This is a genomic window from Pseudomonas sp. IT-P44 (assembly GCF_949768225.1).
Taxonomy (GTDB): domain Bacteria; phylum Pseudomonadota; class Gammaproteobacteria; order Pseudomonadales; family Pseudomonadaceae; genus Aquipseudomonas; species Aquipseudomonas migulae.
The window spans coordinates 140590-162977 of record NZ_CATKQM010000035.1 but is presented as its reverse complement, the minus strand read 5'-3'; the positions used below and the strand labels follow the sequence as shown (position 1 = coordinate 162977).

Below are 22388 nucleotides of genomic sequence, written 5' to 3'. Positions count from 1 at the left end.
TTCTGAGGCAGAACTTTCTGTGCTGCCTGATGCAACCCTAGTCAGTAAGCAGGCATAGGCGTTAGGAGGATTTTGCACATCGTTAGGACTTTTTTGCGCAGCGGCCGGATACGGTTCATTGGCCTTTGCAGAAGTCGCGAGAGGGGTAAACAAGGCATTGAAACGCAACGGCAATTGCCATTGATTCAGAAGCGACAAGTGGTTAAACCCGGGTTCGTCGACAACACACCCGCAAACACTCGGCCCGGGCAGCCTTCCAGGAAACACATAGATCGAACAGATCTGAAATTCGTCGTTTTTATAAGGATTCAATCTGCAAAGTGATGGCGTATTGGCAATACTAGCGAGTAGAGAGTCAATCAGACCTGCCGAGTAGAGACATGACGTCCAATTTGACCAAAAGGCCATCGCTCCTATGGTTCGATCTGACTCATGATCGATCCACGAAAGAACTCATCGCACAGTTCGAGGGTACCTGCGACTGCAAACTGGCGAAAAACTCCGCGCTGCCCATCGGGGAACAGGCGGACATGATCTGCATGCATTTCGATCGCCCCGACACACCAGGCTTGAGGCTGTTGCTGGAGATCAAGCGCAGCACACCGGGCATCCCGATCACCATGTTCACCGTGCAGCACTCAGAGGAACTGGCCGTCTGGGCCATGCGTTCCAGCGTCTGGGAATACATGGTGCTCCCGCTCTCGCTCACAGAGAAGAGTCGTTACCTGACTGCTGTAGTTCAGCTCTGCGAGCTGCGCCGAAATGTGACCGACCTGCGCAAGACGATGCTGATCGACCACTCCCCAACCCTGCCGGACAGTATCCGGCTGACCTCAGGGCACCAAAAACACCAGGCGCTGAGCAATGTCATGCTGTACATCGAACAGCACTTTCGAGACAGCATCGATCAAAGGGATTTGGCGCAGCGCTGCGGCATGACGACATTTCGCTTCAGCCGCCTGTTCAAGGAAGCCAATGGACTTGGCTTCACGGATTACATCTTGAACAAGCGCATGAACTTCGCCAAAGAGCTGCTCGACAACAGCCAGATGCCTATTACCAGCATCGGCTATGAGGCCGGCTTCAAGGATCCGTCCTACTTCGCTCGTGCCTTCAAGCAGTTCGCAAACTGCACGCCCAGTGAATACCGCTTGGCACGTCAAGTCAGAGCGACTGCAGCAGCGCAACTGGCGCAGGATGAAAATATCACTGAAGCGCTCGAAAGCCTGATCGAAAGCCTCAGCGGTTGATCGGCACCCGCAAGATTGCGCCCATGCCGGGCGCACATGAAAAAGGGGCAGACTTCACAGTCCGCCCCTCGGTTTCTTACTCAAAACCGCGAAACACTGCGCATCGCATCCACCAGATACCGCATCGCAATCCGGTCGTTCTCCGACAACTCGCGATACCGCTCCACCAGTTTCAACTCCTCGGAATTAAGCCGGCGCCTTCGCCGCCCCATACCCAGGCACGGAAAGATCCCCAACATTTCAGTGATGCCTTGTACTTTCGACATGGACGATGTCCCTCTCTACGTCAAAAAGAAAACAGCAAAAACCGCATCGCCCTACCCTTTTTCAGCGGTCACCTCGTGCCAACTGAATCCCACCGGCCTGAGGGCAGAAACCGGTCATGCCCATAGAATAGGAAGTAAATTGGCGCTGAAAAGCGGTTTTTAGAGTAATTAGTCAAAAAAAGCAGAAATGCCGCATAAATCAGAAATCTCTGTGGGAAACGTTTACCGGAAATGTCTTGTTTCATAGCGGTGCCACTGCCACGCCATCAATCATTTTTGCTCTGCCACCGAACGGTTTAAGCTATTTGGCATCTGTTTAAAGTCCGTTGCGTTTGGCCGAAGGCATGTCCGAACCTCCATTTCTGATCCAGCACGTGCCAGGAACGGCGCGGGATTGTTCACGACAGGTTGTACTTATGCACCGCAGGAATTTGCTCAAAGCGTCCATGGCCATCGCTGCCTACACCGGTTTGTCTGCCTCCGGCCTGTTGGCTGCGCGGGCCTGGGCCGGTAATGGCACGGCTGACGGCGAGGCACAGGCGTTCGATTTCGAAGCCCTGAAAATCCAGGCCAAGCAGCTTGCCGGCAACCGCTATCAGGACACCAAGCAGGTGCTGCCGCCGACCCTGGCGACCATGACCCCACAAAATTTCAACGCGATCCGCTACGACGGTAATCATTCGCTGTGGAAGGATTTGAAAGGCCAGCTGGACGTGCAGTTTTTCCACGTCGGCATGGGTTTCAAGCAGCCGGTGCGCATGTACAGCGTCGACCCCAAGACGCGTCAGGCGCGGGAGGTGCATTTCCGCCCTTCGCTGTTCAACTATGAAAACACCACGGTCGATACCAAGCAGCTCACGGGCGATCTGGGCTTCTCCGGGTTCAAGCTGTTCAAGGCCCCGGAACTGGATCGGCACGACGTGCTGTCTTTCCTCGGCGCCAGTTATTTCCGTGCGGTAGACGCCACTGGCCAATACGGCCTGTCGGCGCGCGGTCTGGCGGTCGATACCTACGCCAAGAAGCGCGAAGAATTCCCCGACTTCACCAAGTTCTGGTTCGAAACCCCGGACAAGGACAGCACCCGTTTCGTGGTCTACGCCCTGCTGGACTCGCCGAGTGCCACCGGTGCCTACCGTTTCGATATCGATTGCCAGGCCAGTCAGGTCGTCATGGCCGTCGACGCCCATATCAATGCGCGTACCGCCATCGAACAACTGGGCATCGCACCGATGACCAGCATGTTCAGCTGCGGCACCCACGAGCGGCGCATGTGCGACACCATCCACCCGCAGATCCACGATTCGGATCGCCTGGCGATGTGGCGTGGCAACGGCGAGTGGATCTGCCGTCCGCTGAACAACCCGGCGACCCTGCAATTCAATGCCTTCGCCGACACCGACCCGAAAGGTTTCGGCCTGGTGCAGACCGACCACGAGTTCGCCAGTTATCAGGACACCGTCGACTGGTACAGCAAGCGGCCAAGCCTGTGGGTAGAACCTACAACCGCGTGGGGCGAAGGCTCTATCGATCTGTTGGAAATTCCTACAACCGGCGAAACCCTGGATAACATCGTCGCGTTCTGGACCCCGAAGAAACCGGTCGCGGCCGGTGATTCCCTGAACTACGGCTACAAGCTGTACTGGAGCGCTTTGCCGCCGGTCGGCACGCCGCTGGCGCGGGTCAACGCGACCCGTTCGGGCATGGGCGGCTTCACTGAAGGTTGGGCGCCGGGCGAGCATTACCCGCCAGTCTGGGCGCGCCGGTTTGCGGTGGACTTCACCGGCGGCGGGCTGGATCGCTTGCCGCAAGGTACGGGCATCGAACCGGTGGTGACGTGCTCCAACGGCCAGGTCAAGGATTTCAACGTGCTGGTGCTGGATGACATCAAGGGCTACCGGATTACCTTTGACTGGTTCCCGACCAATGACAGTGTGGCCCCGGTGGAGCTGCGGTTGTTTATTCGCACCAATGACCGGACGTTGAGCGAGACCTGGTTGTATCAGTATTTCCCGCCGGCGCCGGAGAAGCGTAAGTACACCTGAAGTTAAAGGGTTGTCTGGGCGGGCCCTTTCGCGGGCAAGCCTCGCTCCTACAGGTTAGTGTCGAACGAGGATGATGAGCTCGACACGCACCTGTAGGAGCGAGGCTTGCTCGCGAAAGCGGCCTGGCAAACAACAAAAATCCCTGCACAAAAACACAAAAGCCCCGATCACATCGATCGGGGCTTTTTGTTTTCACAACGCTACTCAGTCACGCAAATCCGACTCATGAATCGGCTGATCCCGATGCGTCGCGCGTTGATACTGCGCTGGCCAGATGGCCTTGTGTCCACCCAAATCATCATCCGCATGCAATGGCCAGTACGGGTCGCGCAGCAGCTCACGGGCGAGGAAGATAATGTCCGCCTGACAGGTGCGCAGAATGTGCTCGGCCTGGGCCGGTTCGGTGATCATTCCTACGGTGCCGGTGGCGATGCCTGACTCCTTGCGCACTCGTTCGGCGAAGCGGGTTTGATAACCGGGGCCTGTAGGAATTTCCGCGTTGACCGCCGTGCCGCCCGACGACACATCGATCAGGTCCACACCCAAATCTTTGAGGCGACGCGCCAGTTCAACGGTTTCATCCGGATTCCAGCCGTCTTCCACCCAATCGGTGGCCGAGACCCGTACGAACACCGGCAACTCCTCAGGCCACACCGCACGCACCGCTTCGGTGACTTGCAGCACCAACCGAATTCGATTCTCGAACGAACTACCGTATTGATCGCGCCGCTGATTGCTCAAGGGCGATAGGAATTGATGCAACAGGTAACCATGAGCCGCGTGAACTTCGACGACTTTGAAACCGGCGATCAGCGCCCGTTTCGCTGAATCAACGAACGCCTGGATGACCTCGGCAATTTCACTCTCATTCAGCTGCTTCGGTGGTGTGTGCTGTGGGTCGAACGCAATGGGCGAAGGACCGACCGGCGTCCAGCCGCCATCTTCAGGTTTGACGCTACCGTGCTTGCCGATCCACGGCCGATGGGTGCTGGCCTTGCGCCCGGCGTGGGCCAACTGAATACCGGCGACAGCGCCTTGGGCGGCGATGAAACGCGTGATGCGTTGCAGGGGTTCGATCTGTTCGTCATTCCACAGGCCGAGGTCTTCGGCGGTGATGCGTCCATCGGCCGTCACTGCCGTGGCTTCAGTAAAAACCAGACCGGCCCCACCGACAGCACGGCTGCCGAGATGAACCAGGTGCCAGTCATTGGCCAGGCCATCGACACTCGAATACTGGCACATCGGTGACACCGCGATGCGGTTGAGCAGGGTCAATTGGCGAAGGGTATAGGGTTCAAGCAGCAGACTCATGGGGCACCTCTCGAATCAGTGGGCAGGCTCCAGGGTTCTGTTTGAAAGTCGACGAGTGACAGGAAAAAGGTGCAGCACCCGCCCCCGCGGGCAAAAAATTCGACAAGACGTCACAAGGAAAATCAAGCAGTGCTTAGAGCCTAGTCGACATTGGGGGATGGTGGAGGGTTCCGGGGGTATTTGGCGTCAGGGAGATCGCCTTCGCGAGCAAGCCCGCTCCCACAGGGTCTGCGCAGATCCTGTGGGAGCGGGCTTGCTCGCGAATGGGGTCAACGCGGTTCTATGTGAGCAATCATCAGTTGAACCGTCTCATTCCCGCGAAACTCGTTGAGGTCGAGTTTGTAGGCCAGTTCCACCCATTTGATGGTCGGGTTCGGCCAGATATCGCGGTCGATTCCGAACGCGATGCCGTCCAGTTTCACCGAACCGCATTCACTTCTCAGCACCACTTTGAGGTGCCGTTCGCCAACAACCCGCTGTTCGACCAACTGGAATACGCCATGGAACAACGGCTCCGGAAAGTGTTGCCCCCAAGGACCGGCATGCCGCAAAGCACGGGCCAGTTCGAGGTGAAATTCTTCGACCGCCAAAGTCCCGTCCGACAGCAGTCGCCCGGTCAGGTCTTCTTCACGTAATTGCCTACGCACTTCAGCGTCAAAAGCTTCGGCGAACAGCGGAAAATTCGCTTCCGGCAAGGTCAAGCCTGCCGCCATGGCGTGGCCACCGTACTTGCTGATCAAATTTGGGTGCTGAGCCGCCACCACGCTCAAGGCGTCACGAATATGGAAGCCCTGCACCGAACGCCCCGAGCCTTTGAGCATGCCATCGCCTGCATCGGCAAAGGCGATGGTCGGACGGAAATAGCGCTCTTTCATACGCGAGGCGAGGATTCCGATGACGCCCTGGTGCCACTCGGGATCGAACAGGCACAGGCCGAACGGCATCGATTCCACCGGCAAATCCTTGAGCTGGGCCAGCGCCTCGCGCTGCATGCCCTGCTCGATGGATTTGCGGTCCTGGTTCATGCCGTCCAGCTGGATAGCCATTTCCCGAGCGAGCCCGGCGTCTTCGGTGAGCAGGCATTCGATGCCCAGGCTCATGTCATCCAGGCGCCCCGCCGCGTTCAGGCGCGGGCCAACAATGAACCCCAGATCCGTAGACGTGATGCGCGCATGATCACGCTTCGCCACTTCGAGGATCGCCTTGATCCCCGGCCGCGCACGTCCGGCACGGATTCGCTCGAGGCCTTGGTGGACGAGAATCCGGTTGTTGGCGTCCAGCGGCACCACGTCGGCGACGCTGCCGAGGGCCACCAGGTCCAGCAACTCGCCGATGTTCGGCTGCGGCCTGCTCTCGTACCAGCCGAGGCTGCGCAGGCGCGCGCGCAGGGCCATCAGCACGTAGAAGATCACCCCGACGCCGGCGAGTGCCTTGCTCGGAAAACCACAGCCTGGCTGGTTGGGATTGACGATGGCATCGGCCAGCGGCAATTCATCGCCCGGCAAGTGGTGGTCGGTGACCAGCACGTTGAGGCCAGCCTTTTTCGCCGCCGCCACGCCTTCAACGCTGGAGATGCCGTTGTCCACGGTGATCAGCAGCTGCGGCGTGCGGGTCAGCGCCACCTCAACGATTTCGGGCGTAAGGCCGTAGCCATACTCGAATCGGTTCGGCACCAGATAATCAACGTGAGCCGCGCCCAGCAGGCGCAAGCCCAACATGCCCACGGTACTGGCCGTCGCGCCGTCGGCGTCGAAGTCGCCGACGATCAGAATCCGCTGACGCTGCTCCAGCGCGGTCACCAGCAAATCCACCGCTGCATCGATGCCCTTGAGCTGCTGGAACGGAATCAGCCGCGCCAGGCTCTTGTCCAGTTCAGCCTCTGAAACCACGCCCCGCGCCGCGTACAGACGGGTCAGCAGCGGCGGCAGGTCACCGAGGAATGGCAGGGTGTCGGGCAACAGGCGAGGTTCGATGCGCATGGGGTGACAGGTACTTCTCTTGAATACGTAGGATAAAACCGGATGACGTGGCGAAAAATCAGCCGCGTTCGCCGCTCAGCCACTGCAACTGGACTTCGTGCTGACCACGGTCGTCGGTGACGAAAATCGTCCCTTCGCTGATCATCACGTCCCACTTGATAACACGCGGCATGTCTTTGGCCAGGGTTTCCAGGACTTCCTGCGGCACAGCAGCGATGTGCACGTTTTTCAGGTTCTTGATCGCCGGGATCACTTTGGTTTCCCAGACGCGCAAGCTGCCGTAGGCCAGCAGGCTGGTGCGCTCAGTGCGACGCGAGCACCACGTTAGGCGGTCAGCGTCTGGCTGACCGACTTCGATCCAGTGCAGTACGCGATCATCCAGGCTCTTTTCCCACAGGGCGGGTTCATCCACGTCTGACAGACCACGGCCAAACGACAGCTGCTCGTTGTACCAGAAGGCGTAGGCCAGCAGCCGCACGGTCATGCGCTCTTCGGTTTCCGAAGGGTGACGGGCGATGGTCTGCTTCACCGTCTCGTAAACGCTGCGGTCGAGGTCGGTAAGGTTCAGTTCAAACTTGTAGGTCGTGGACGGCTGGGCCATGAACGGGCTTCTTGATACGTGGAAAGGCGGCAAGTCTAACCGATGCGGCAGGCTTCGCGGCCATCAACCTTGAGCGACTGACGGCGGGCTGTGCTAAAACGCTCTATCAGCCAAGCCTTTGTCCTACAGGATCCAGCATGCCGTTCACCGCCAAACCCCTCTCAGGTCTGAAAGTCATCGAATTGGGCACGTTGATCGCCGGGCCGTTTGCCTCGCGCATTTGCGGCGAATTCGGTGCCGAAGTCATCAAGATCGAATCTCCCGACGGTGGTGATCCGTTGCGCAAATGGCGCAAGTTGTATGAAGGCACGTCACTGTGGTGGTTCGTTCAGGCACGCAACAAGAAGTCCCTGACCTTGAACCTGAAACACCCGGACGGCCTGGCAATCCTGAAAAAGCTGCTCAGTGAAGCGGACATCCTCATCGAGAATTTTCGCCCCGGCGTGCTGGAAAAGCTTGGTCTGGGCTGGGACGTCTTGCACGCACTGAACCCGAAACTGGTCATGGTGCGCCTTTCGGGTTTCGGCCAGACCGGGCCGATGAAGGATCAACCAGGTTTTGGTGCGGTCGGTGAATCCATGGGCGGCCTGCGCTACATCACCGGGTTTGAGGATCGACCGCCGGTACGCACCGGGATTTCCATCGGCGACTCGATTGCGGCGCTCTGGGGCGTGATCGGCGCGCTGATGGCTTTGCGTCATCGCGAGGTCAATGGCGGCCTGGGCCAAGTGGTGGATGTGGCGCTGTACGAAGCGATCTTCGCCATGATGGAAAGCATGGTCCCGGAGTTCGACGTGTTCGGCTTCATTCGCGAACGCACCGGCAACATCATGCCCGGCATCACGCCCTCCTCGATCCACACCAGCGCTGACGGCAAACATGTGCAGATCGGCGCCAATGGCGATGCGATTTTCAAACGATTCATGCTGATCATCGGCCGTGAAGACCTGGCCAACGACCCGGCGCTGGCCAGCAACGACGGGCGTGACAGCCGTCGCGACGAGATTTATGGGGTGATTGATCGCTGGGTCAATGCGCTGCCGCTGGACACCGTCATCGAGCAGTTGAATCAGGCCGACGTCCCTGCCAGCCGGATCTTCAGCGCCGAAGACATGTTCAGTGATCCGCAGTACCTGGCTCGGGAAATGTTCCTGAAGGCAAAGCTGCCGGACGGCAAAGATTTCAAGATGCCGGGAATTGTGCCGAAACTCTCAGAGACACCCGGCAGTTCGCAATGGGTCGGGCCGCAGTTGGGCGAACACAATGCGCAGGTACTCAACGATCTTGGCTACGACAAGGAACAGATCGCAAAGCTGCGTGAAGACGGGGCCATCTAAGCTGAAACGCCTGCTTTCGCTGCTCATCACAGACTGCCTGTCGCACGGCAGGAGGGTGATGTGTGCGCTCGCGGCGACAGCCTTGCTCATCGGTCCGACCTCGTCGGCGATGGCGCAGCCCAAGGAAACCATGATCTGGCTGTTGCGGGATCTGCCACCGCTGACGATTTTCGAAGGACCGAAAAAGGGCCTGGGCGTCATCGACCAACTGTTGCCGCTGTTGATCGCCGGCATGCCGCAATACGAACACACCTTGATGCGAGTCAACCGTGCTCGCGCCTTGCAAATGCTCCACGAGCCGTCCCTTACCTGCGATGCGGCGCTGAACCGGAGCAAGGAACGCGAACGCTGGATCGCGTTTTCCATTCCGGTGTTTCGGGCCATGAGTAACGGCGTGGCCGTGCGGCGCGTTGACCGTGAGACGCTTGCCCCCTTCATCCAGGACGGTGAACTGGACCTGGCGGCCTTCCTGGCGAGCGGCGGCGAGAAGCTGGGCATTATCGCCGAGCGTAACTACGGTGATTACCTCGACGCGCTGCTCAAACAGGCACCACCTGACTCGCTGACCCCGCACTACGGCAACGACGCCTTGGGCAGCCTGTTGCAGATGCAACGCCTGGGGCGCTTGCGGCTGCTGTTGGGATACCGCCCGGAAATCCGCTATCAGGCCCAACAGCAAGGGATCGCCGAGGATGAATTGCAGTTCTACCCGATTCGCGGCGCCGAGAAATTCTTGTCCGGTTACATCGGCTGCACCGACACGCCCAAAGGCCGGCAGGCGATTGTCGAGATCAATCAATTGCTGCGCAAAATGCCCCACGATCGCTTGAGCGAGGCGTACGCCGCGTGGCTCGACCCGGAAAGTCGCGACGCCTATCTGGAAGAATCCAGGAAGTATTTCGAGCAACAGGCGCTGGAATGACAAATCGCGGGCAAAAAGAAACCCCGAGAAGTGGGGAGACATCTCGGGGTTAAACGTGGTCTACAAAGAGACCAGTGGCAGCACGACTACAAGCACCGGAGCACAATGCTTGATCCTGCTGTTACATGCTCTGACTGACCTTGGCCCGGGAAGGTTCCCACAAAAGACAATTCAATTACGGCTGGCCACGACCTTGTCCTGTGCAGCATTGCGCAATGCCGCGATAACGCAGGGTTCCAGGCGTCCTTCGGCAATCATCAGATCGCGATGCAAGCCGTCGACCACATCCGTGAGCAGACGTTTGTCGGTCAGTTGGGCCTGATTGAACTCCCGCTCGACCACGATGGCGCCGGTTGTGCTCTTCAGTGTCACCAGGCATTCGCCGTGGGCGCCTGAGGGAGTCAACGTTACCTGGTACGGGCTCAGAGCCTCACCGAGCAATAGATTGATACTTTCCATCTCGATCACCACTCAATAGTCCGAAAACAAAGTGCCTGGGGCGTGTTCACATTAAGTGACCATTGGCCCGAGAAGAAAGTTCTGGATTCCAGGTGCAGGCGCGTCGGCGTCTCTGGTGGGTAGAGCATGCATGGGGTAGATGACAGGTTTGTGTATGGCTTGGGTTTTGGTGGTTGGTTGGGATTGGGATTGGGATTGGGTGAATATCCGTTTCTTCGGTGAGGGCGGCTATTGGTTTCGCCCTTACGGCGAGTCACTTGGAAGAGCCCCAAGTAACCAAGGGCTCTTGCCCCTTTCGTTCGGTGCCTCGCCAAGGCTCGGCATGCCCTCGCTCCGGCCCTGCTCCGTGGGCCCGCCGCCATCGGCCATCCATGGCCGGGGGCGGCTAACCCGGCATCCATGCCGGGTTGCCCACTACGCAGAACCTCCACTCGGCCTCTCGAGGGGGCGCTCAGATCAAAAGCGGAAGGCGAGCTAACGCTCGGCCTGATGAGTGGTGGAAATCAAAAGCAAACGCGATTCCCTGTAGGAGCGAGGCTTGCCCGCGAAAAACGACCGGACAACACGCTCATTCAGACAGCTCGCGTTATCGTTGACGCCCATCGCCAGCAAGCTGGCTCCTACAGGGGAAATGCATAGGTTTCTGAATGTACACGATCAACTGTAGGAGCCGGCTTGCTGGCGATAGCGGTGGATCAGTCACCTGTTGATTGACTGGATGGACGCTATCGCCAGCAAGCCGGCTCCTACAGGGGGGCGGTGTACAGATTCGGAGTGGTGAGCGCAGCCGGGAAGAACAACGCGTTCGAACAGAGAGCCAGGTCGGCTTTCAGGCCGCCTCGGCGGCTGTGGCGGTAGTCGCCCCCTCGAGAGGCCGAGTGGAGGTTCTGCGCAGTGGGCACCGCGGCAGGGATGCCGCGGTAGCCGCCCCCGGCCATGGATGGCCGATGGCGGCGGGCCCACGGAGCAGGACCGGAGCGAGGGCATGCCGAGCCATGGCGAGGCACCGAACGAAAGGGGCAAAAGCGCTTTGGTTACTTTCGCGCTTTTCGAAAGTGACTCGCTGTAAGAGCGAAACCAATAGTGGCCGTTACCGCAGCAACGGATATGCCCCCCAACCGATTACAACGGCTTCCCACGATTCCCATGCTGACTGACAAAAGCCTGTACAGCCTTAAGGTCATTCGGCAACACCGTGCAACGCTCATCCCGCTCAAACAGATCGGCAAGGTGAACAGGCAACTCCAGCGCTTTACCCACACCCGCCTTCTCAACCGCATCCGGGAATTTAACCGGATGGGCAGTCCCGAGAATAACCATCGGAATATCCAGACTACGACGGCATTCACGCGCAGCCTTCACACCGATAGCCGTGTGCGGATCCAGCAACTCACCCGTCTGCTCGTAAACCTCAGCAATCGTTTCGCAAGTTTGCGCATCATCCACAGCCAGCGAATCAAACAGCTTGCGCGCTTCGGTCCAACGCTCCTGTTCAACGCTGAAACCGCCGCCCTGCTTGAACGAATCCATCAACCCGGCAATCGCCGCGCCGTTGCGACCGTGCAGGTCGAACAGCAGACGCTCGAAGTTCGACGACACCATGATGTCCATCGACGGCGACAACGTGGCGTGCAGGGTTTCCTTGACGTACTGATTGCCGCTCATGAAGCGGTGCAGGATGTCGTTGCGGTTGGTGGCGACGATCAACTGATTGATCGGCAGGCCCATGTTGCGCGCCAGGTAACCGGCGAAGATGTCGCCGAAGTTGCCGGTCGGCACCGAGAACGACACCGAACGCGCCGGGCCGCCCAACTGTAGGGCTGCGTGGAAGTAGTAGACGATCTGGGCCATGATCCGCGCCCAGTTGATCGAGTTCACCGCCACCAGACGCGTGCCCTTGAGGAAGCTTTGGTCGGCGAAGCTCGCCTTGACCATTTCCTGGCAGTCATCGAAGTTGCCTTCGATGGCGATGTTGTGGATGTTCTCGCCGAAGATCGTGGTCATCTGCCGACGCTGCACTTCAGACACGCGGTTGTGCGGGTGCAGGATGAAGATGTCGACGTTTTCGCAGTGCTTGCAGCCTTCGATGGCGGCCGAACCGGTATCACCGGAAGTGGCGCCGACGATCACCACGCGCTCACCGCGTTTTTCCAGCACGTAATCGAGCAGGCGACCGAGCAGTTGCAGGGCGAAGTCCTTGAACGCCAGGGTCGGGCCGTGGAACAGCTCCAGCACCCATTCATTGCCGTTTAGTTGACGCAACGGCGCCACGGCGTTGTGCGAGAACACGCCATAGGTTTCTTCAAGAATCTTTTTGAAATCGGCATCAGGAATGCTGCCGGTGACGAACGGGCGCATCACCCGGAAGGCCAGCTCGTGATACGGCAGGCCGGCCCAGGAAGCGATTTCTTCCTGGGTGAAACGTGGCAGGTTTTCCGGGACGTACAGACCGCCGTCAGTGGCCAGACCGGCCAGCAGGACGTCTTCGAAATTCAGGGCCGGTGCCTGGCCGCGGGTGCTGATATAACGCATGACTGACTCCAATGGACAGTGTTCGCAAACCCGGGCCCGCACGCAGGCCCGGTGAACGATAACGGCTTAGTTCAGGTGCTCGACGCGGATCCGTACGACCGGACCGACCACACCCGTGAGGGCTTCGAGGGCGGCAATCGCGTCGTTCATGTGCTGTTCCAGCACACGGTGGGTCAGCAGGATCATCGGCACCAGGCCGTCATGCTCTTCGACTTCTTTCTGCATGATCGATTCGATGTTGATGCCGCGCTCCGACAGGATGCTCGCAACCTGAGCCAGCACGCCCGGATGGTCCTTGGCCTGAATGCGCAGGTAATAAGCGCTTTCGCAGGCTTCGATCGGCAGGATCGGATGCGCCGACAGCGAATCCGGCTGGAAGGCCAGGTGCGGCACGCGGTTTTCCGGATCGGAAGTCATGGCGCGAACCACGTCCACCAGGTCGGCGATCACCGACGAAGCGGTCGGCTCCATGCCGGCGCCGGCGCCGTAGAACAGGGTCGAACCAGCAGCGTCACCGTTGACCATCACCGCGTTCATCACGCCGTTGACGTTGGCGATCAGGCGATCGGCCGGGATCAGCGTCGGATGCACGCGCAACTCGATGCCAGCCGCCGTGCTGCGAGCGACGCCCAGATGCTTGATGCGATAGCCCAGCGCTTCGGCGTAGTTCACGTCAGCCGTGGTCAGCTTGGTGATGCCTTCGGTGTAGGCCTTGTCGAACTGCAGCGGAATGCCGAACGCGATGGAGGCCAGGATCGTCAGCTTGTGGGCCGCGTCGATGCCTTCAACGTCGAAGGTCGGATCGGCTTCGGCGTAACCCAGGGCCTGCGCCTCGGCGAGAACGTCTTCGAAGGTGCGACCCTTCTCGCGCATCTCGGTGAGGATGAAGTTGCCGGTGCCGTTGATGATGCCGGCGACCCAGTTGATCCGGTTGGCGGACAGGCCTTCACGGATCGCCTTGATCACCGGAATACCACCGGCCACGGCCGCTTCGAACGCAACGATCACGCCCTTCTCGCGAGCCTTGGCGAAAATTTCATTACCGTGAACGGCGATAAGCGCCTTGTTCGCGGTGACCACATGCTTGCCATTCTCGATGGCCTTGAGTACCAGCTCGCGGGCAACGGTGTAGCCGCCCATCAGCTCTATAACGATGTCGATCTCAGGGTTCGTGGCCACTTCGAAGACATCGTTGGTAATCGCAATACCGGTCGTTTGGAACTGAGGCTTTGGCGTGCGAATGGCAATTTGTGCCACTTCGATTCCACGCCCGGCACGACGAGCAATTTCCTCGGCGTTGCGCTGAAGTACGTTGAAGGTACCGCCACCGACGGTCCCTAACCCACAGATGCCTACTTTGACCGGTTTCACTGTGAACTCCCCATAAAACGGCCGACTCAAGGCCGGCCGTGAAAACAGCCGCATGCTCGCGGCTCTCTATTAATGGCCCGGCAAATGTTGCCGCCGGACCATGATCGTCAAAGGCTGGCCGTGACGATGCGAATTTACTTCGCGCCCAGCGCCAGTTTGGCGACTTGTGGCGCAGGCTGGTAGCCCGGAATGACCTGACCGTCAGCCAAAACGATGGCCGGTGTGCCGTTCACGCCAATCGACTGACCGAGGGCGAACTGTTTGGAAACCGGGTTATCGCACTTGGCGGCCTTGATTTCCTTGCCGTCGACCATTTTGTCCATGGCCGCTTTCTTGTCTTTCGAGCACCAGACCGCTTGCAGCTGTTCGTCACCCGGCGAGCCCAGGCCCTGGCGCGGGAACGCGACGTAGCGCACTTCGATGCCGCGCTTGTTCAGCTCAAGCACTTCGGCATGCAGCTTGTGGCAGTACGGGCAGGTGGTGTCGGTAAACACGGTGATGTGCGATTTGGTTTCGCCGATGGCCGGGTAGACCACGGTTTCCGCAACAGGAATGGCGTTGACCAGCTTGGAAATGCCCAGGCGTTCGGCTTTTTCGGTCAGGTTGACCGGCTTGCCGTCCTTGAGCTGAAACATGTAGCCCTGAACCACGTATTGACCGTCGGCACTGGCATACAGCACGCGGCTGCCCTGCAGTTTGACTTCATACAGGCCCGGCAGCGGACTGGCGGAAATGCTTTCTACCGGCACTTCGAGCTGGAGGGTTTCCAGGCTCTTACGAATGGCTTTGTCGGCCGCGTCATCGGCGACGGCAAGGGTGCTGACCAACGCAATGGCTGCGGCGGCGAAAATCTGGGTCAGACGCATGAGAACTCCTGAAGGCGGACAAATGGGACGACCAGAACGCCCGTGCCGAAACACCGGGTCATAACCGCCCATCGTACAAACCGACAAAGCCTACCACATAAGGGCTGTGTGGCCGAATGTGGGGTGACAAGACAACACCGCGATCCCTGTAGGAGCGAAGCTTGCTCGCGAAGGAGGTCAACGATAACGCATGCTGTCTGGATGAACGTGTTGTCCGGACCTCTTTCGCGAGCAAGCTTCGCTCCTACAGGGATCGCGCAGCAGGGAATGTGATCATCCGCGCGGGTGGTGTTTGGCATGCAGGTCCTGCAGGCGTGCCCGGGCGACGTGGGTGTAGATCTGAGTGGTCGACAGATCGCTATGGCCGAGCAGCATCTGTACCACTCGCAAATCCGCGCCGTGGTTGAGCAGGTGCGTGGCGAAGGCATGGCGCAAGGTGTGCGGCGACAGCGACTTGCCGATCCCGGCGACCTTGGCCTGATGCTTGATCCGGTGCCAGAAGGTCTGGCGCGTCATCTGCTCGCCACGCTGACTGGGGAACAGCACATCACTGGGACGTCCGCCGAGCAGCTCGCCACGGGCGTCGCGCATGTAACGCTCGACCCAGACAATCGCCTCCTCGCCCATCGGCACCAGCCGCTCCTTGCTGCCCTTGCCCATCACCCGCAGCACGCCCTGGCGCAGGTTGACCTGCTCCAGCGTCAGGCTGATCAGTTCCGTCACCCGCAAACCGCAGGCGTACAGCACTTCGAGCATGGCGCGGTCACGCTGGCCTATCGCTTCACTCAGGTCCGGCGCTTTCAGCAGTGCTTCCACATCGGCTTCCGACAAGGACTTCGGCAACGGCCTACCGAGTTGAGGCATATCGACGCGTAACGTCGGATCGACCGCGATCAACTTTTCCCGCAACAGATAGCGATAAAAGCCACGCACACCCGAGAGAAATCGCGCAGTGGAACGGGGTTTGTAGTTCTGTTCCAGGCGCCAGGCCAGGTGATCGAGGATCAACTCGCGACCGGCGTTGATCAACTCCAGCCCCTTCTCCTGCAGCCAGCCATTGAACAAGGCCAGGTCACTGCGATAGGCATCGCGAGTGTTGTCGGAAAGGCCTTTCTCCAGCCATAACGCGTCGAGGAATTGGTCTATCAGTGGATGATCGATGGCAGGCATGGGCACTCGAAACATGCAGTCTTGAGACTGCGCGCGAAAAAAAGGTGAACAGTAAAAACCACCGCTAGTCTTTCATAGCCCGCTACTTCAAGGAACAGGAAGACTCAATGAACGAGCAACAGATTCTGTTGGCTTTTGGCGGTATTGGTGCGGCGGCACTGGGGTGTCAGTGGCTGGCGTGGCGACTGAAATTGCCGGCGATCCTGTTTCTGTTGCTGAGCGGGATTCTGGTCGGCCCGATCCTGGGCTGGCTCGACCCACAGGAAATGTTCGGCCCATTGCTAATGCCACTGGTGTCGCTGGCGGTGGCGCTGATTCTGTTTGAAGGCAGCCTGACGCTGCACCTGTCGGAATGGCGCGAAATCGGCAGCGTCGTACGCCGGCTGGTGACGATTGGCGCAATCTCGACCTGGGTGGTCATTGCTGTCGCCACGCATTGGCTGCTGGGTTTCGACTGGTTGCTCGCGATACTTTTCGGCAGCCTGACGTTGGTCACCGGGCCCACGGTCATCGTACCGATGCTGCGCGTGGTACGCCCCAAAGCCTCGATTGCCAACATCCTGCGCTGGGAAGGCATCGTCATCGACCCGATCGGCGCCCTCCTCGCCGTGGTGGTCTACAGCTTCATCATCGCCCGTACGTCAGATGACGGCTTGAGCCAAAGCCTGCTGACCTTCGGCGGAGTGATTCTGTGCGGCACCGCATTCGGGATTGCCGGCGGCTGGGTACTCGGCACGATCATTCGGCGCCAATGGTTGCCGGAATACCTGCACAACCTGGCGGCGTTGGCGGCGGTACTGGGGATTTTCATTACCGCCAATCAAGTCATGCACGAATCCGGTTTGCCGGCCGTGACCTTGATGGGGATCTGGCTGGCCAACATGAAGGACGTGGATGTGCGGGACATCCTGCACTTCAAGGAAAACCTCAGCGTGCTGCTGATCTCCGGGCTGTTCATTTTGCTGGCGGCGCGACTCGATTTGAACGCCTTGATCGGCCTCGGCCCGCTGGTGCTGATTCTGCTGCTGATCATTCAGTTCATTGCACGGCCATTGAACGTCATGCTTTCCACGGCAGGCTCGAGTTTGAGCTGGCGCGAGCGGGCACTGCTGTCATGGATCGCACCTCGCGGAATCGTGGCGGCGGCGGTTTCGGCGATTTTCGCCGTTCGCCTGAATGAGGCCGGACTCGAAGGCGCGTTGCTGCTGGTGCCGCTGACGTTTGCGGTGATCATCGGCACGGTAGTGTTGCAAAGTGCCACGGCCCGGCCATTGGCGCGCTTGCTGAAAGTCGCCGAACCGGCGCCCAGCGGCTTTCTGATCGTCGGTGCCAACGCCCCGGCACGTACCTTGGGCAAAGCCCTGCAACAGCTGGGCTGTCGAGTGCTGCTGACGGATTCGAGCTGGGAGAATATTCGCGCGGCGCGCATGGACGGTTTGCCGACCTACTTTGGTAACCCGGCGTCGCAGCATGCCGATGCTCATCTGGATCTGGTCGGGCTTGGGCATTTGCTGACATTGTCGCCGTCCGGCGAATTGAATGCGTTGGCGTCGATGCGTTTTCGACACGATTTCGGCCATCAGCGACTGTTTGGTCTCGCCAGTGGTCAGGAAAGCCACCGCACTGACAAGCACCGCGCCAGCCATGAACATCGCGGGCGTTTGCTGGGCAATGAGGAACTGACCTACAACAAACTGGCTAATCTGCTGCACCAGGGGGCCGAGCTGTACAGCACAACTCTGACGGAGGGGTTCGGCTGGGAGGATTACCGGGCACTGCATGGGGAACGTGCGACATTGCTGTTCGCTCGCGATGACAGCGGATGGGTGCATGTGGCGACACCGGACAGTGCGCTGAAGCCTTCGGCGGGGTGGACGTTGTTGGCGTTGATTCAACCGCAGGTCGGCGGCGCCTTATAGATCGATTCGCGGGCAAGCCTCGCTCCTACAGGTATGTAAGGAACCCTTGTAGGAGCGAGGCTTGCCCGCGAAAGCCGCACCACGGTATCAAGTCAGGCGGCAAACCCAGGCAACACCGGCACCGGCCGCTTGTCTTCATCAATCGCCACAAAACTGAACTGCCCATGAATCGCCTTCTCGCGACCATCACAGCTCATGCTTTCAACAAACACTTCAACCTCAACCTTGAGGCTGGTGTTGCCGACCTTGATCACCCGCCCGACCAGTTCAACGATGGAGCCGGCAGGGATTGCGTGATTGAAGTCGATGCGGTCCGTGGAAACGGTCACCAGCGGTAGCCGACAAAAGCGGGTGGCGGTGATGAATGACACTTCATCCATCCAGGCCAGCGCAGTGCCGCCGAACAGGGTGTTGTGGTGGTTGGTAGTCGACGGGAAAACCGCCTTGGTCACGCGGCTCACCGAGAGTTCGGTGCGGCGTTCGATTTCTTGCTCACGAGCGGTCATGGGTCTACAGCCTGAAACGAAATTCCGGGATAAATGGCGGGCAACAAAAAAGCAGCCCGTAGGCTGCTTTTTTCTGCATCGGAAGCTGGACTTAAGCCAGTTTTTCCTTGATGCGAGCTGCTTTACCGGACAGGTCACGCAGGTAGTACAGCTTGGCTTTACGTACGTCACCGCGACGTTTAACGGCCATGCTGTCGATTTGCGGGCTGTAGGTCTGGAAAGTACGCTCTACGCCAACACCGTTGGAGATTTTACGAACGGTGAAAGCACTGTTTACGCCGCGGTTACGCTTGGCGATAACAACACCTTCGAACGCTTGCAGACGCGAACGGTCGCCTTCCTTCACTTTCACCTGAACGACAATGGTGTCGCCCGGGGCAAAGGTAGGGATCTCTTTGGTCATCTGCTCTGCTTCGAGTGCAAGGATGATTTTGTTAGTCATGCTGTGCTCCTAAGGTAAATCAACGGACTTACCATCGATACGTTGTTAACTATCGTCCCGCTCGCGGATGTATTCCTCGAGCAGCTTCTTCTCTTCTCCAGAAAGCGAGCGGCTTTCCAGAAGATCGGCGCGTCGTTCAAAGGTCCTACCAAGGGACTGCTGTAAACGCCAACGCCGGATGTGCGCGTGATTGCCACTTAGCAATACGTCGGGAACACGCTGATCCGCATACACCTCCGGTCGGGTGTAGTGCGGGCAATCCAGCAAACCATCCGTAAAGGAATCTTCCTCGGCGGAGTCCGCATGCCCTAAAGCTCCAGGCAGCAGTCGTGTAACCGCATCGATCAGGACCATCGCCGGCAGCTCGCCGCCAGACAGTACATAGTCGCCAATCGACCACTCTTCATCGACATGAGCATCAATAAAACGCTCGTCAATGCCTTCATAGCGGCCGGCAATCAGGATCAATGCATCCAGATTCGCCAACTCGCGTACCGCCGACTGAGTCAGTTGACGGCCTTGGGGGGACAGGTAAATCACCTTCGCCGCCTCCCCGGCTGCTGCCTTGGCCTGAACCAGAGCATCTTCCAGGGGCTTGATCTTCATCACCATGCCCGGGCCACCGCCAAATGGGCGATCGTCCACAGTGTGATGTCGATCCGTCGTGTAGTCTCGCGGATTCCAACAGGTGAGCTGCAAGAGCCCCTGTTTCACCGCCCGACTGGTGATGCCGTACTCGCTGATGGCGGAGAACATCTCGGGAAACAAACTGATCACTTCTACGCGCAAGTTAGCCACGCTTAGAAGTCCGCGTCCCAATCCACCTTCATCTCGCCTGCGGCAAGGTCGACAGCCAACACGCATTGCTCCGTATAGGGCAACAGGCGTTCGCGATCATCCAGGCTGCCAGCGCAAGGCTTGACCACCATTACATCATTGGCGCCGGTTTCCAGAAGATGATCGATTTTCCCGAGCAATTGCCCGAGGTGATCAATAACCTTCAGACCTTCCAGTTGGTACCAGTAGTACTCGCCGTCGGTCAATTCAGGGAACAGGTTGCGCGGCACGCAGATCTCATAACCGGCCAGAAGACGAGCTTCTTCACGATCATCAAGACCCTTGAGCTTTGCGACCAGGAACTTGTCGCTCCCGCGTCCGCTGACCAGCTCGACCTGTTTCACATTGCCTTCGCGCTTGAGCGTCCAGGTTTTGTACTGCAACAGGTTTTCAGTCGGATCAGTAAAGGAATACACCTTCACTTCGCCGCGAACGCCATGAACAGAATAAATCTTGCCGATAACGATCAAATCATCAGCAATGGCTGGCGTCGCGTTCATATTGCTCAGGCCGCAGCCTTAGCAGCGTCCTTCAACAACTGAGCAACACGCTCAGAAGGTTGTGCACCAACGCTCAGCCAGTAGGCTACGCGCTCTTGGTTCACGGACAGACGGACTTCTTGACCACGAGCAACAGGGTTGAAGAAACCAACCTGTTCCTTGTGCGAACCGTCGCGCGGGTTGCGGCTGTCGGTTACGGTCAAGTGGTAAAACGGGCGCTTTTTGGAGCCGCCAAGGGCAAGACGGATTGTTAGCATGTGAACATCGTTCCTGTAGTCGGTGCTGCAAATCTAAAGGCACAGCGGGCATAGGTGCCCGAAAGGCCGCATATTCTAAGGAATATCCGGACTTTTGCAAATGTCTTTTTCCGGCGGCCTATCGGACGCCATCCAGATTTGCTATAGAGCCGTCGTTGAAAACGGCCAGTCAGCTCCCGCCAAGTGCGGGTTTGCTGGAGATCCCACTTCCGTGTGGGTTGCGCAAGAGCAAGCCCCTGCGCGAATTCTTTACATTTTCGGCATGCCGCCGCCGGGCAACATACCGCCCATGCCGCGCATCATTTTGGCCATTCCGCCTTTCGCGGAGAATTTCTTCATCATCTTCTGCATCTGCTTGTGCTGCTTGATCAAGCGACCGATGTCCTGCACCTGGGTGCCGGAACCCATGGCGATCCGGCGTTTGCGCGAACCGCTGATCAGCTCAGGGTCGCGGCGCTCGGCCGGGGTCATGGAGTTGATGATGGCTTCCATCTGCTTGAATTGTTTCTCTGCCGCGCCCTGGGCATTGCCCATTTGCGCCAGGTTCACACCGCCGATGTTCGGCAGTTTGTCCATGAGGCCACCGAGGCCGCCCATGTTCTTCATCTGTTGCAGCTGATCGCGGAAGTCTTCGAGGTCGAAGCCCTTGCCCTTCTTCAGCTTCTTGGCCAGCTTGTCGGCCTTGTCCTTGTCGAGTGTCGCTTCGGCCTGTTCGATCAGGCTGAGCACGTCGCCCATGCCGAGGATCCGCGAAGCGATACGCTCCGGGTGGAACGGCTCAAGGGCTTCGGTCTTCTCGCCCATACCGATGAACTTGATCGGCTTGCCGGTGATGGCACGAACGGACAGTGCGGCACCGCCACGGGCGTCGCCGTCAACCTTGGTCAGGATCACACCGGTCAGCGGCAGCGCATCGCCGAAGGCCTTGGCCGTGTTGGCGGCGTCCTGGCCGGTCATGGCGTCGACCACGAACAGCGTTTCGACCGGGTTGATCGCGGCGTGCAACGCCTTGATCTCGCCCATCATCTCTTCGTCGATGTGCAGACGACCGGCGGTATCGACGATGACCACGTCGATGAATTTCAGTTTTGCTTCTTTAATAGCCGCTTGCGCGATGTCGACCGGCTTCTGGCTCAGGTCGGACGGAAAGAACGTCACGCCGATGTCGCTGGCCAGGGTTTCCAGCTGCTTGATCGCCGCCGGACGGTAAACGTCCGCGGACACCACCATCACCGACTTCTTCTTGCGCTCTTTAAGGAAGCGCGCAAGTTTACCGGCGGTGGTGGTTTTACCGGCGCCCTGCAAACCGGCCATCAATACGACGGCGGGCGGAACGGCGCTCAGGTTCAGGTCTTCGTTGGCCGCGCCCATCAGGCTTTCGAGTTCGGCCTGGACGATCTTCACGAAGGCCTGGCCCGGCGTCAGGCTGCGCGACACCTCGGTGCCGACGGCGCGTTCCTTGACCGAATTGACAAAGTCCTTCACCACCGGCAAGGCGACGTCGGCTTCGAGCAACGCCATGCGCACTTCGCGCAGGGTGTCTTTGATGTTGTCCTCGGTCAGTTTGGCCTTGCCGGTGACATGGCGCAGCGTCTGCGAGAGACGGTCGGTTAAGTTTTCAAACATTGCGCGATCCTTTCAGGCCCTGTGTAGACCGGGATAATGGCGGCCCAGACCGGAATCAACATGTGCTCGGCGAGCCTGCGGCGTGGGCAGGTCGCGGATTATAGCGAAGACTGCGACTGGCGGACACCTCGCACTTTCGTGGTGTGTGGGTTCTATGCCAAACTCAGCGCCTTTCGGGCTTGCCTAACAGGATTT

General features: G+C 59.1%; 20 protein-coding genes. 5 read left to right on the top strand and 15 right to left on the bottom strand.

Translation table 11 applies throughout. The features are described 5' to 3' along the window. Positions 1-380 precede the first annotated feature (380 nt). Complete coding sequence (locus ACM6IO_RS18895) at positions 381-1250, top strand: response regulator transcription factor (protein WP_008042359.1); 870 nt, start codon at positions 381-383, stop codon at positions 1248-1250. 80 nt (positions 1251-1330) lie between these two features. On the opposite strand, the gene ACM6IO_RS18890 is transcribed toward ACM6IO_RS18895, so the two are convergent. Next, positions 1331-1516: a hypothetical protein gene (locus ACM6IO_RS18890; RefSeq protein ID WP_008029684.1), complete on the bottom strand. Its 186-nt coding sequence runs from the start codon at positions 1514-1516 to the stop codon at positions 1331-1333. A 416-nt stretch (positions 1517-1932) separates the two neighbouring features. On the opposite strand from ACM6IO_RS18890, the gene ACM6IO_RS18885 reads away from it, so the two are divergent. Further along, the gene (locus ACM6IO_RS18885; protein ID WP_008029682.1) at positions 1933-3558 is read left to right on the top strand and encodes a glucan biosynthesis protein D; all 1626 of its coding nucleotides are present in this window, start codon (positions 1933-1935) and stop codon (positions 3556-3558) included. 204 nt (positions 3559-3762) lie between these two features. On the opposite strand, the gene ACM6IO_RS18880 is transcribed toward ACM6IO_RS18885, so the two are convergent. The 3 genes from ACM6IO_RS18880 to ACM6IO_RS18870 all read right to left on the bottom strand — a co-directional run bounded on the left by ACM6IO_RS18880 (position 3763) and on the right by ACM6IO_RS18870 (position 7449). Further along, positions 3763-4869, bottom strand: coding sequence for an NADH:flavin oxidoreductase/NADH oxidase (locus ACM6IO_RS18880; protein WP_008029680.1), 1107 nt, complete (start codon positions 4867-4869; stop codon positions 3763-3765). A gap of 269 nt (positions 4870-5138) precedes the next feature. Then, on the bottom strand, positions 5139-6848 hold the full coding sequence (recJ, locus tag ACM6IO_RS18875) for a single-stranded-DNA-specific exonuclease RecJ (protein ID WP_192228461.1): 1710 nt from the start codon (positions 6846-6848) through the stop codon (positions 5139-5141). Positions 6849-6906: 58 nt separating this feature from the next. Beyond that, positions 6907-7449: a YaeQ family protein gene (locus tag ACM6IO_RS18870; protein ID WP_007944886.1), complete on the bottom strand. Its 543-nt coding sequence runs from the start codon at positions 7447-7449 to the stop codon at positions 6907-6909. 137 nt (positions 7450-7586) lie between these two features. Between ACM6IO_RS18870 and ACM6IO_RS18865 the strand changes: the two genes are divergently transcribed. Both ACM6IO_RS18865 and ACM6IO_RS18860 read left to right on the top strand, forming a co-directional pair. After that, on the top strand, positions 7587-8786 hold the full coding sequence (locus ACM6IO_RS18865; protein ID WP_192420169.1) for a CaiB/BaiF CoA transferase family protein: 1200 nt from the start codon (positions 7587-7589) through the stop codon (positions 8784-8786). Between the two features lie 58 nt (positions 8787-8844). Beyond that, entirely contained in the window at positions 8845-9708 is an 864-nt protein-coding gene (locus ACM6IO_RS18860) for a TIGR02285 family protein (protein WP_008042362.1), read from the top strand. Between the two features lie 171 nt (positions 9709-9879). Here the strand turns inward: ACM6IO_RS18860 and ACM6IO_RS18855 are convergent, their stop codons facing one another. The 5 genes from ACM6IO_RS18855 to xerD all read right to left on the bottom strand — a co-directional run bounded on the left by ACM6IO_RS18855 (position 9880) and on the right by xerD (position 16106). Beyond that, a complete protein-coding gene (locus ACM6IO_RS18855) occupies positions 9880-10167 on the bottom strand; it encodes a DUF3509 domain-containing protein (RefSeq protein ID WP_008042363.1) in 288 nt (95 codons plus the stop codon). A 1122-nt stretch (positions 10168-11289) separates the two neighbouring features. After that, entirely contained in the window at positions 11290-12699 is a 1410-nt protein-coding gene (thrC, locus tag ACM6IO_RS18850) for a threonine synthase (protein ID WP_008025609.1), read from the bottom strand. Positions 12700-12765: 66 nt separating this feature from the next. Continuing rightward, positions 12766-14070: a homoserine dehydrogenase gene (locus tag ACM6IO_RS18845; protein ID WP_032828598.1), complete on the bottom strand. Its 1305-nt coding sequence runs from the start codon at positions 14068-14070 to the stop codon at positions 12766-12768. A 134-nt stretch (positions 14071-14204) separates the two neighbouring features. Next, entirely contained in the window at positions 14205-14936 is a 732-nt protein-coding gene (dsbC, locus tag ACM6IO_RS18840) for a bifunctional protein-disulfide isomerase/oxidoreductase DsbC (protein ID WP_414912021.1), read from the bottom strand. A gap of 273 nt (positions 14937-15209) precedes the next feature. Continuing rightward, positions 15210-16106, bottom strand: coding sequence for a site-specific tyrosine recombinase XerD (xerD, locus tag ACM6IO_RS18835; RefSeq protein ID WP_008025604.1), 897 nt, complete (start codon positions 16104-16106; stop codon positions 15210-15212). 107 nt (positions 16107-16213) lie between these two features. On the opposite strand from xerD, the gene ACM6IO_RS18830 reads away from it, so the two are divergent. Further along, positions 16214-18025, top strand: coding sequence for a cation:proton antiporter (locus ACM6IO_RS18830; protein ID WP_414912020.1), 1812 nt, complete (start codon positions 16214-16216; stop codon positions 18023-18025). A 92-nt stretch (positions 18026-18117) separates the two neighbouring features. Here the strand turns inward: ACM6IO_RS18830 and ACM6IO_RS18825 are convergent, their stop codons facing one another. The 6 genes from ACM6IO_RS18825 to ffh form a co-directional block, all read right to left on the bottom strand. Then, positions 18118-18531, bottom strand: coding sequence for an acyl-CoA thioesterase (locus tag ACM6IO_RS18825; protein WP_008025600.1), 414 nt, complete (start codon positions 18529-18531; stop codon positions 18118-18120). A gap of 91 nt (positions 18532-18622) precedes the next feature. After that, on the bottom strand, positions 18623-18973 hold the full coding sequence (rplS, locus tag ACM6IO_RS18820) for a 50S ribosomal protein L19 (protein WP_003175895.1): 351 nt from the start codon (positions 18971-18973) through the stop codon (positions 18623-18625). 45 nt (positions 18974-19018) lie between these two features. Then, entirely contained in the window at positions 19019-19771 is a 753-nt protein-coding gene (gene trmD, locus ACM6IO_RS18815; RefSeq protein WP_007897583.1) for a tRNA (guanosine(37)-N1)-methyltransferase TrmD, read from the bottom strand. 2 nt (positions 19772-19773) lie between these two features. Beyond that, on the bottom strand, positions 19774-20310 hold the full coding sequence (gene rimM / locus ACM6IO_RS18810) for a ribosome maturation factor RimM (RefSeq protein WP_008025598.1): 537 nt from the start codon (positions 20308-20310) through the stop codon (positions 19774-19776). 5 nt (positions 20311-20315) lie between these two features. Continuing rightward, positions 20316-20567: a 30S ribosomal protein S16 gene (gene rpsP / locus ACM6IO_RS18805; protein ID WP_007944872.1), complete on the bottom strand. Its 252-nt coding sequence runs from the start codon at positions 20565-20567 to the stop codon at positions 20316-20318. 249 nt (positions 20568-20816) lie between these two features. After that, the gene (gene ffh, locus ACM6IO_RS18800; RefSeq protein WP_414912019.1) at positions 20817-22193 is read right to left on the bottom strand and encodes a signal recognition particle protein; all 1377 of its coding nucleotides are present in this window, start codon (positions 22191-22193) and stop codon (positions 20817-20819) included. Positions 22194-22388: the final 195 nt, after the last annotated feature.

Coding starts and splice junctions, on each gene's coding strand:
- ACM6IO_RS18880 (WP_008029680.1), bottom strand. CDS start 4,869: ATGAGTCTGCTGCTTGAACCCTATACCCTTCGCCAATTGACCCTGCTC.
- rplS (WP_003175895.1), bottom strand. CDS start 18,973: ATGACTAACAAAATCATCCTTGCACTCGAAGCAGAGCAGATGACCAAA.
- rpsP (WP_007944872.1), bottom strand. CDS start 20,567: ATGCTAACAATCCGTCTTGCCCTTGGCGGCTCCAAAAAGCGCCCGTTT.
- ACM6IO_RS18870 (WP_007944886.1), bottom strand. CDS start 7,449: ATGGCCCAGCCGTCCACGACCTACAAGTTTGAACTGAACCTTACCGAC.
- ACM6IO_RS18895 (WP_008042359.1), top strand. CDS start 381: ATGACGTCCAATTTGACCAAAAGGCCATCGCTCCTATGGTTCGATCTG.
- ACM6IO_RS18860 (WP_008042362.1), top strand. CDS start 8,845: ATGTGTGCGCTCGCGGCGACAGCCTTGCTCATCGGTCCGACCTCGTCG.
- ACM6IO_RS18890 (WP_008029684.1), bottom strand. CDS start 1,516: ATGTCGAAAGTACAAGGCATCACTGAAATGTTGGGGATCTTTCCGTGC.
- ACM6IO_RS18855 (WP_008042363.1), bottom strand. CDS start 10,167: ATGGAAAGTATCAATCTATTGCTCGGTGAGGCTCTGAGCCCGTACCAG.
- dsbC (WP_414912021.1), bottom strand. CDS start 14,936: ATGCGTCTGACCCAGATTTTCGCCGCCGCAGCCATTGCGTTGGTCAGC.
- recJ (WP_192228461.1), bottom strand. CDS start 6,848: ATGCGCATCGAACCTCGCCTGTTGCCCGACACCCTGCCATTCCTCGGT.
- thrC (WP_008025609.1), bottom strand. CDS start 12,699: ATGCGTTATATCAGCACCCGCGGCCAGGCACCGGCCCTGAATTTCGAA.
- ACM6IO_RS18885 (WP_008029682.1), top strand. CDS start 1,933: ATGCACCGCAGGAATTTGCTCAAAGCGTCCATGGCCATCGCTGCCTAC.
- ffh (WP_414912019.1), bottom strand. CDS start 22,193: ATGTTTGAAAACTTAACCGACCGTCTCTCGCAGACGCTGCGCCATGTC.
- rimM (WP_008025598.1), bottom strand. CDS start 20,310: ATGAACGCGACGCCAGCCATTGCTGATGATTTGATCGTTATCGGCAAG.
- ACM6IO_RS18865 (WP_192420169.1), top strand. CDS start 7,587: ATGCCGTTCACCGCCAAACCCCTCTCAGGTCTGAAAGTCATCGAATTG.
- ACM6IO_RS18825 (WP_008025600.1), bottom strand. CDS start 18,531: ATGACCGCTCGTGAGCAAGAAATCGAACGCCGCACCGAACTCTCGGTG.
- ACM6IO_RS18830 (WP_414912020.1), top strand. CDS start 16,214: ATGAACGAGCAACAGATTCTGTTGGCTTTTGGCGGTATTGGTGCGGCG.
- xerD (WP_008025604.1), bottom strand. CDS start 16,106: ATGCCTGCCATCGATCATCCACTGATAGACCAATTCCTCGACGCGTTA.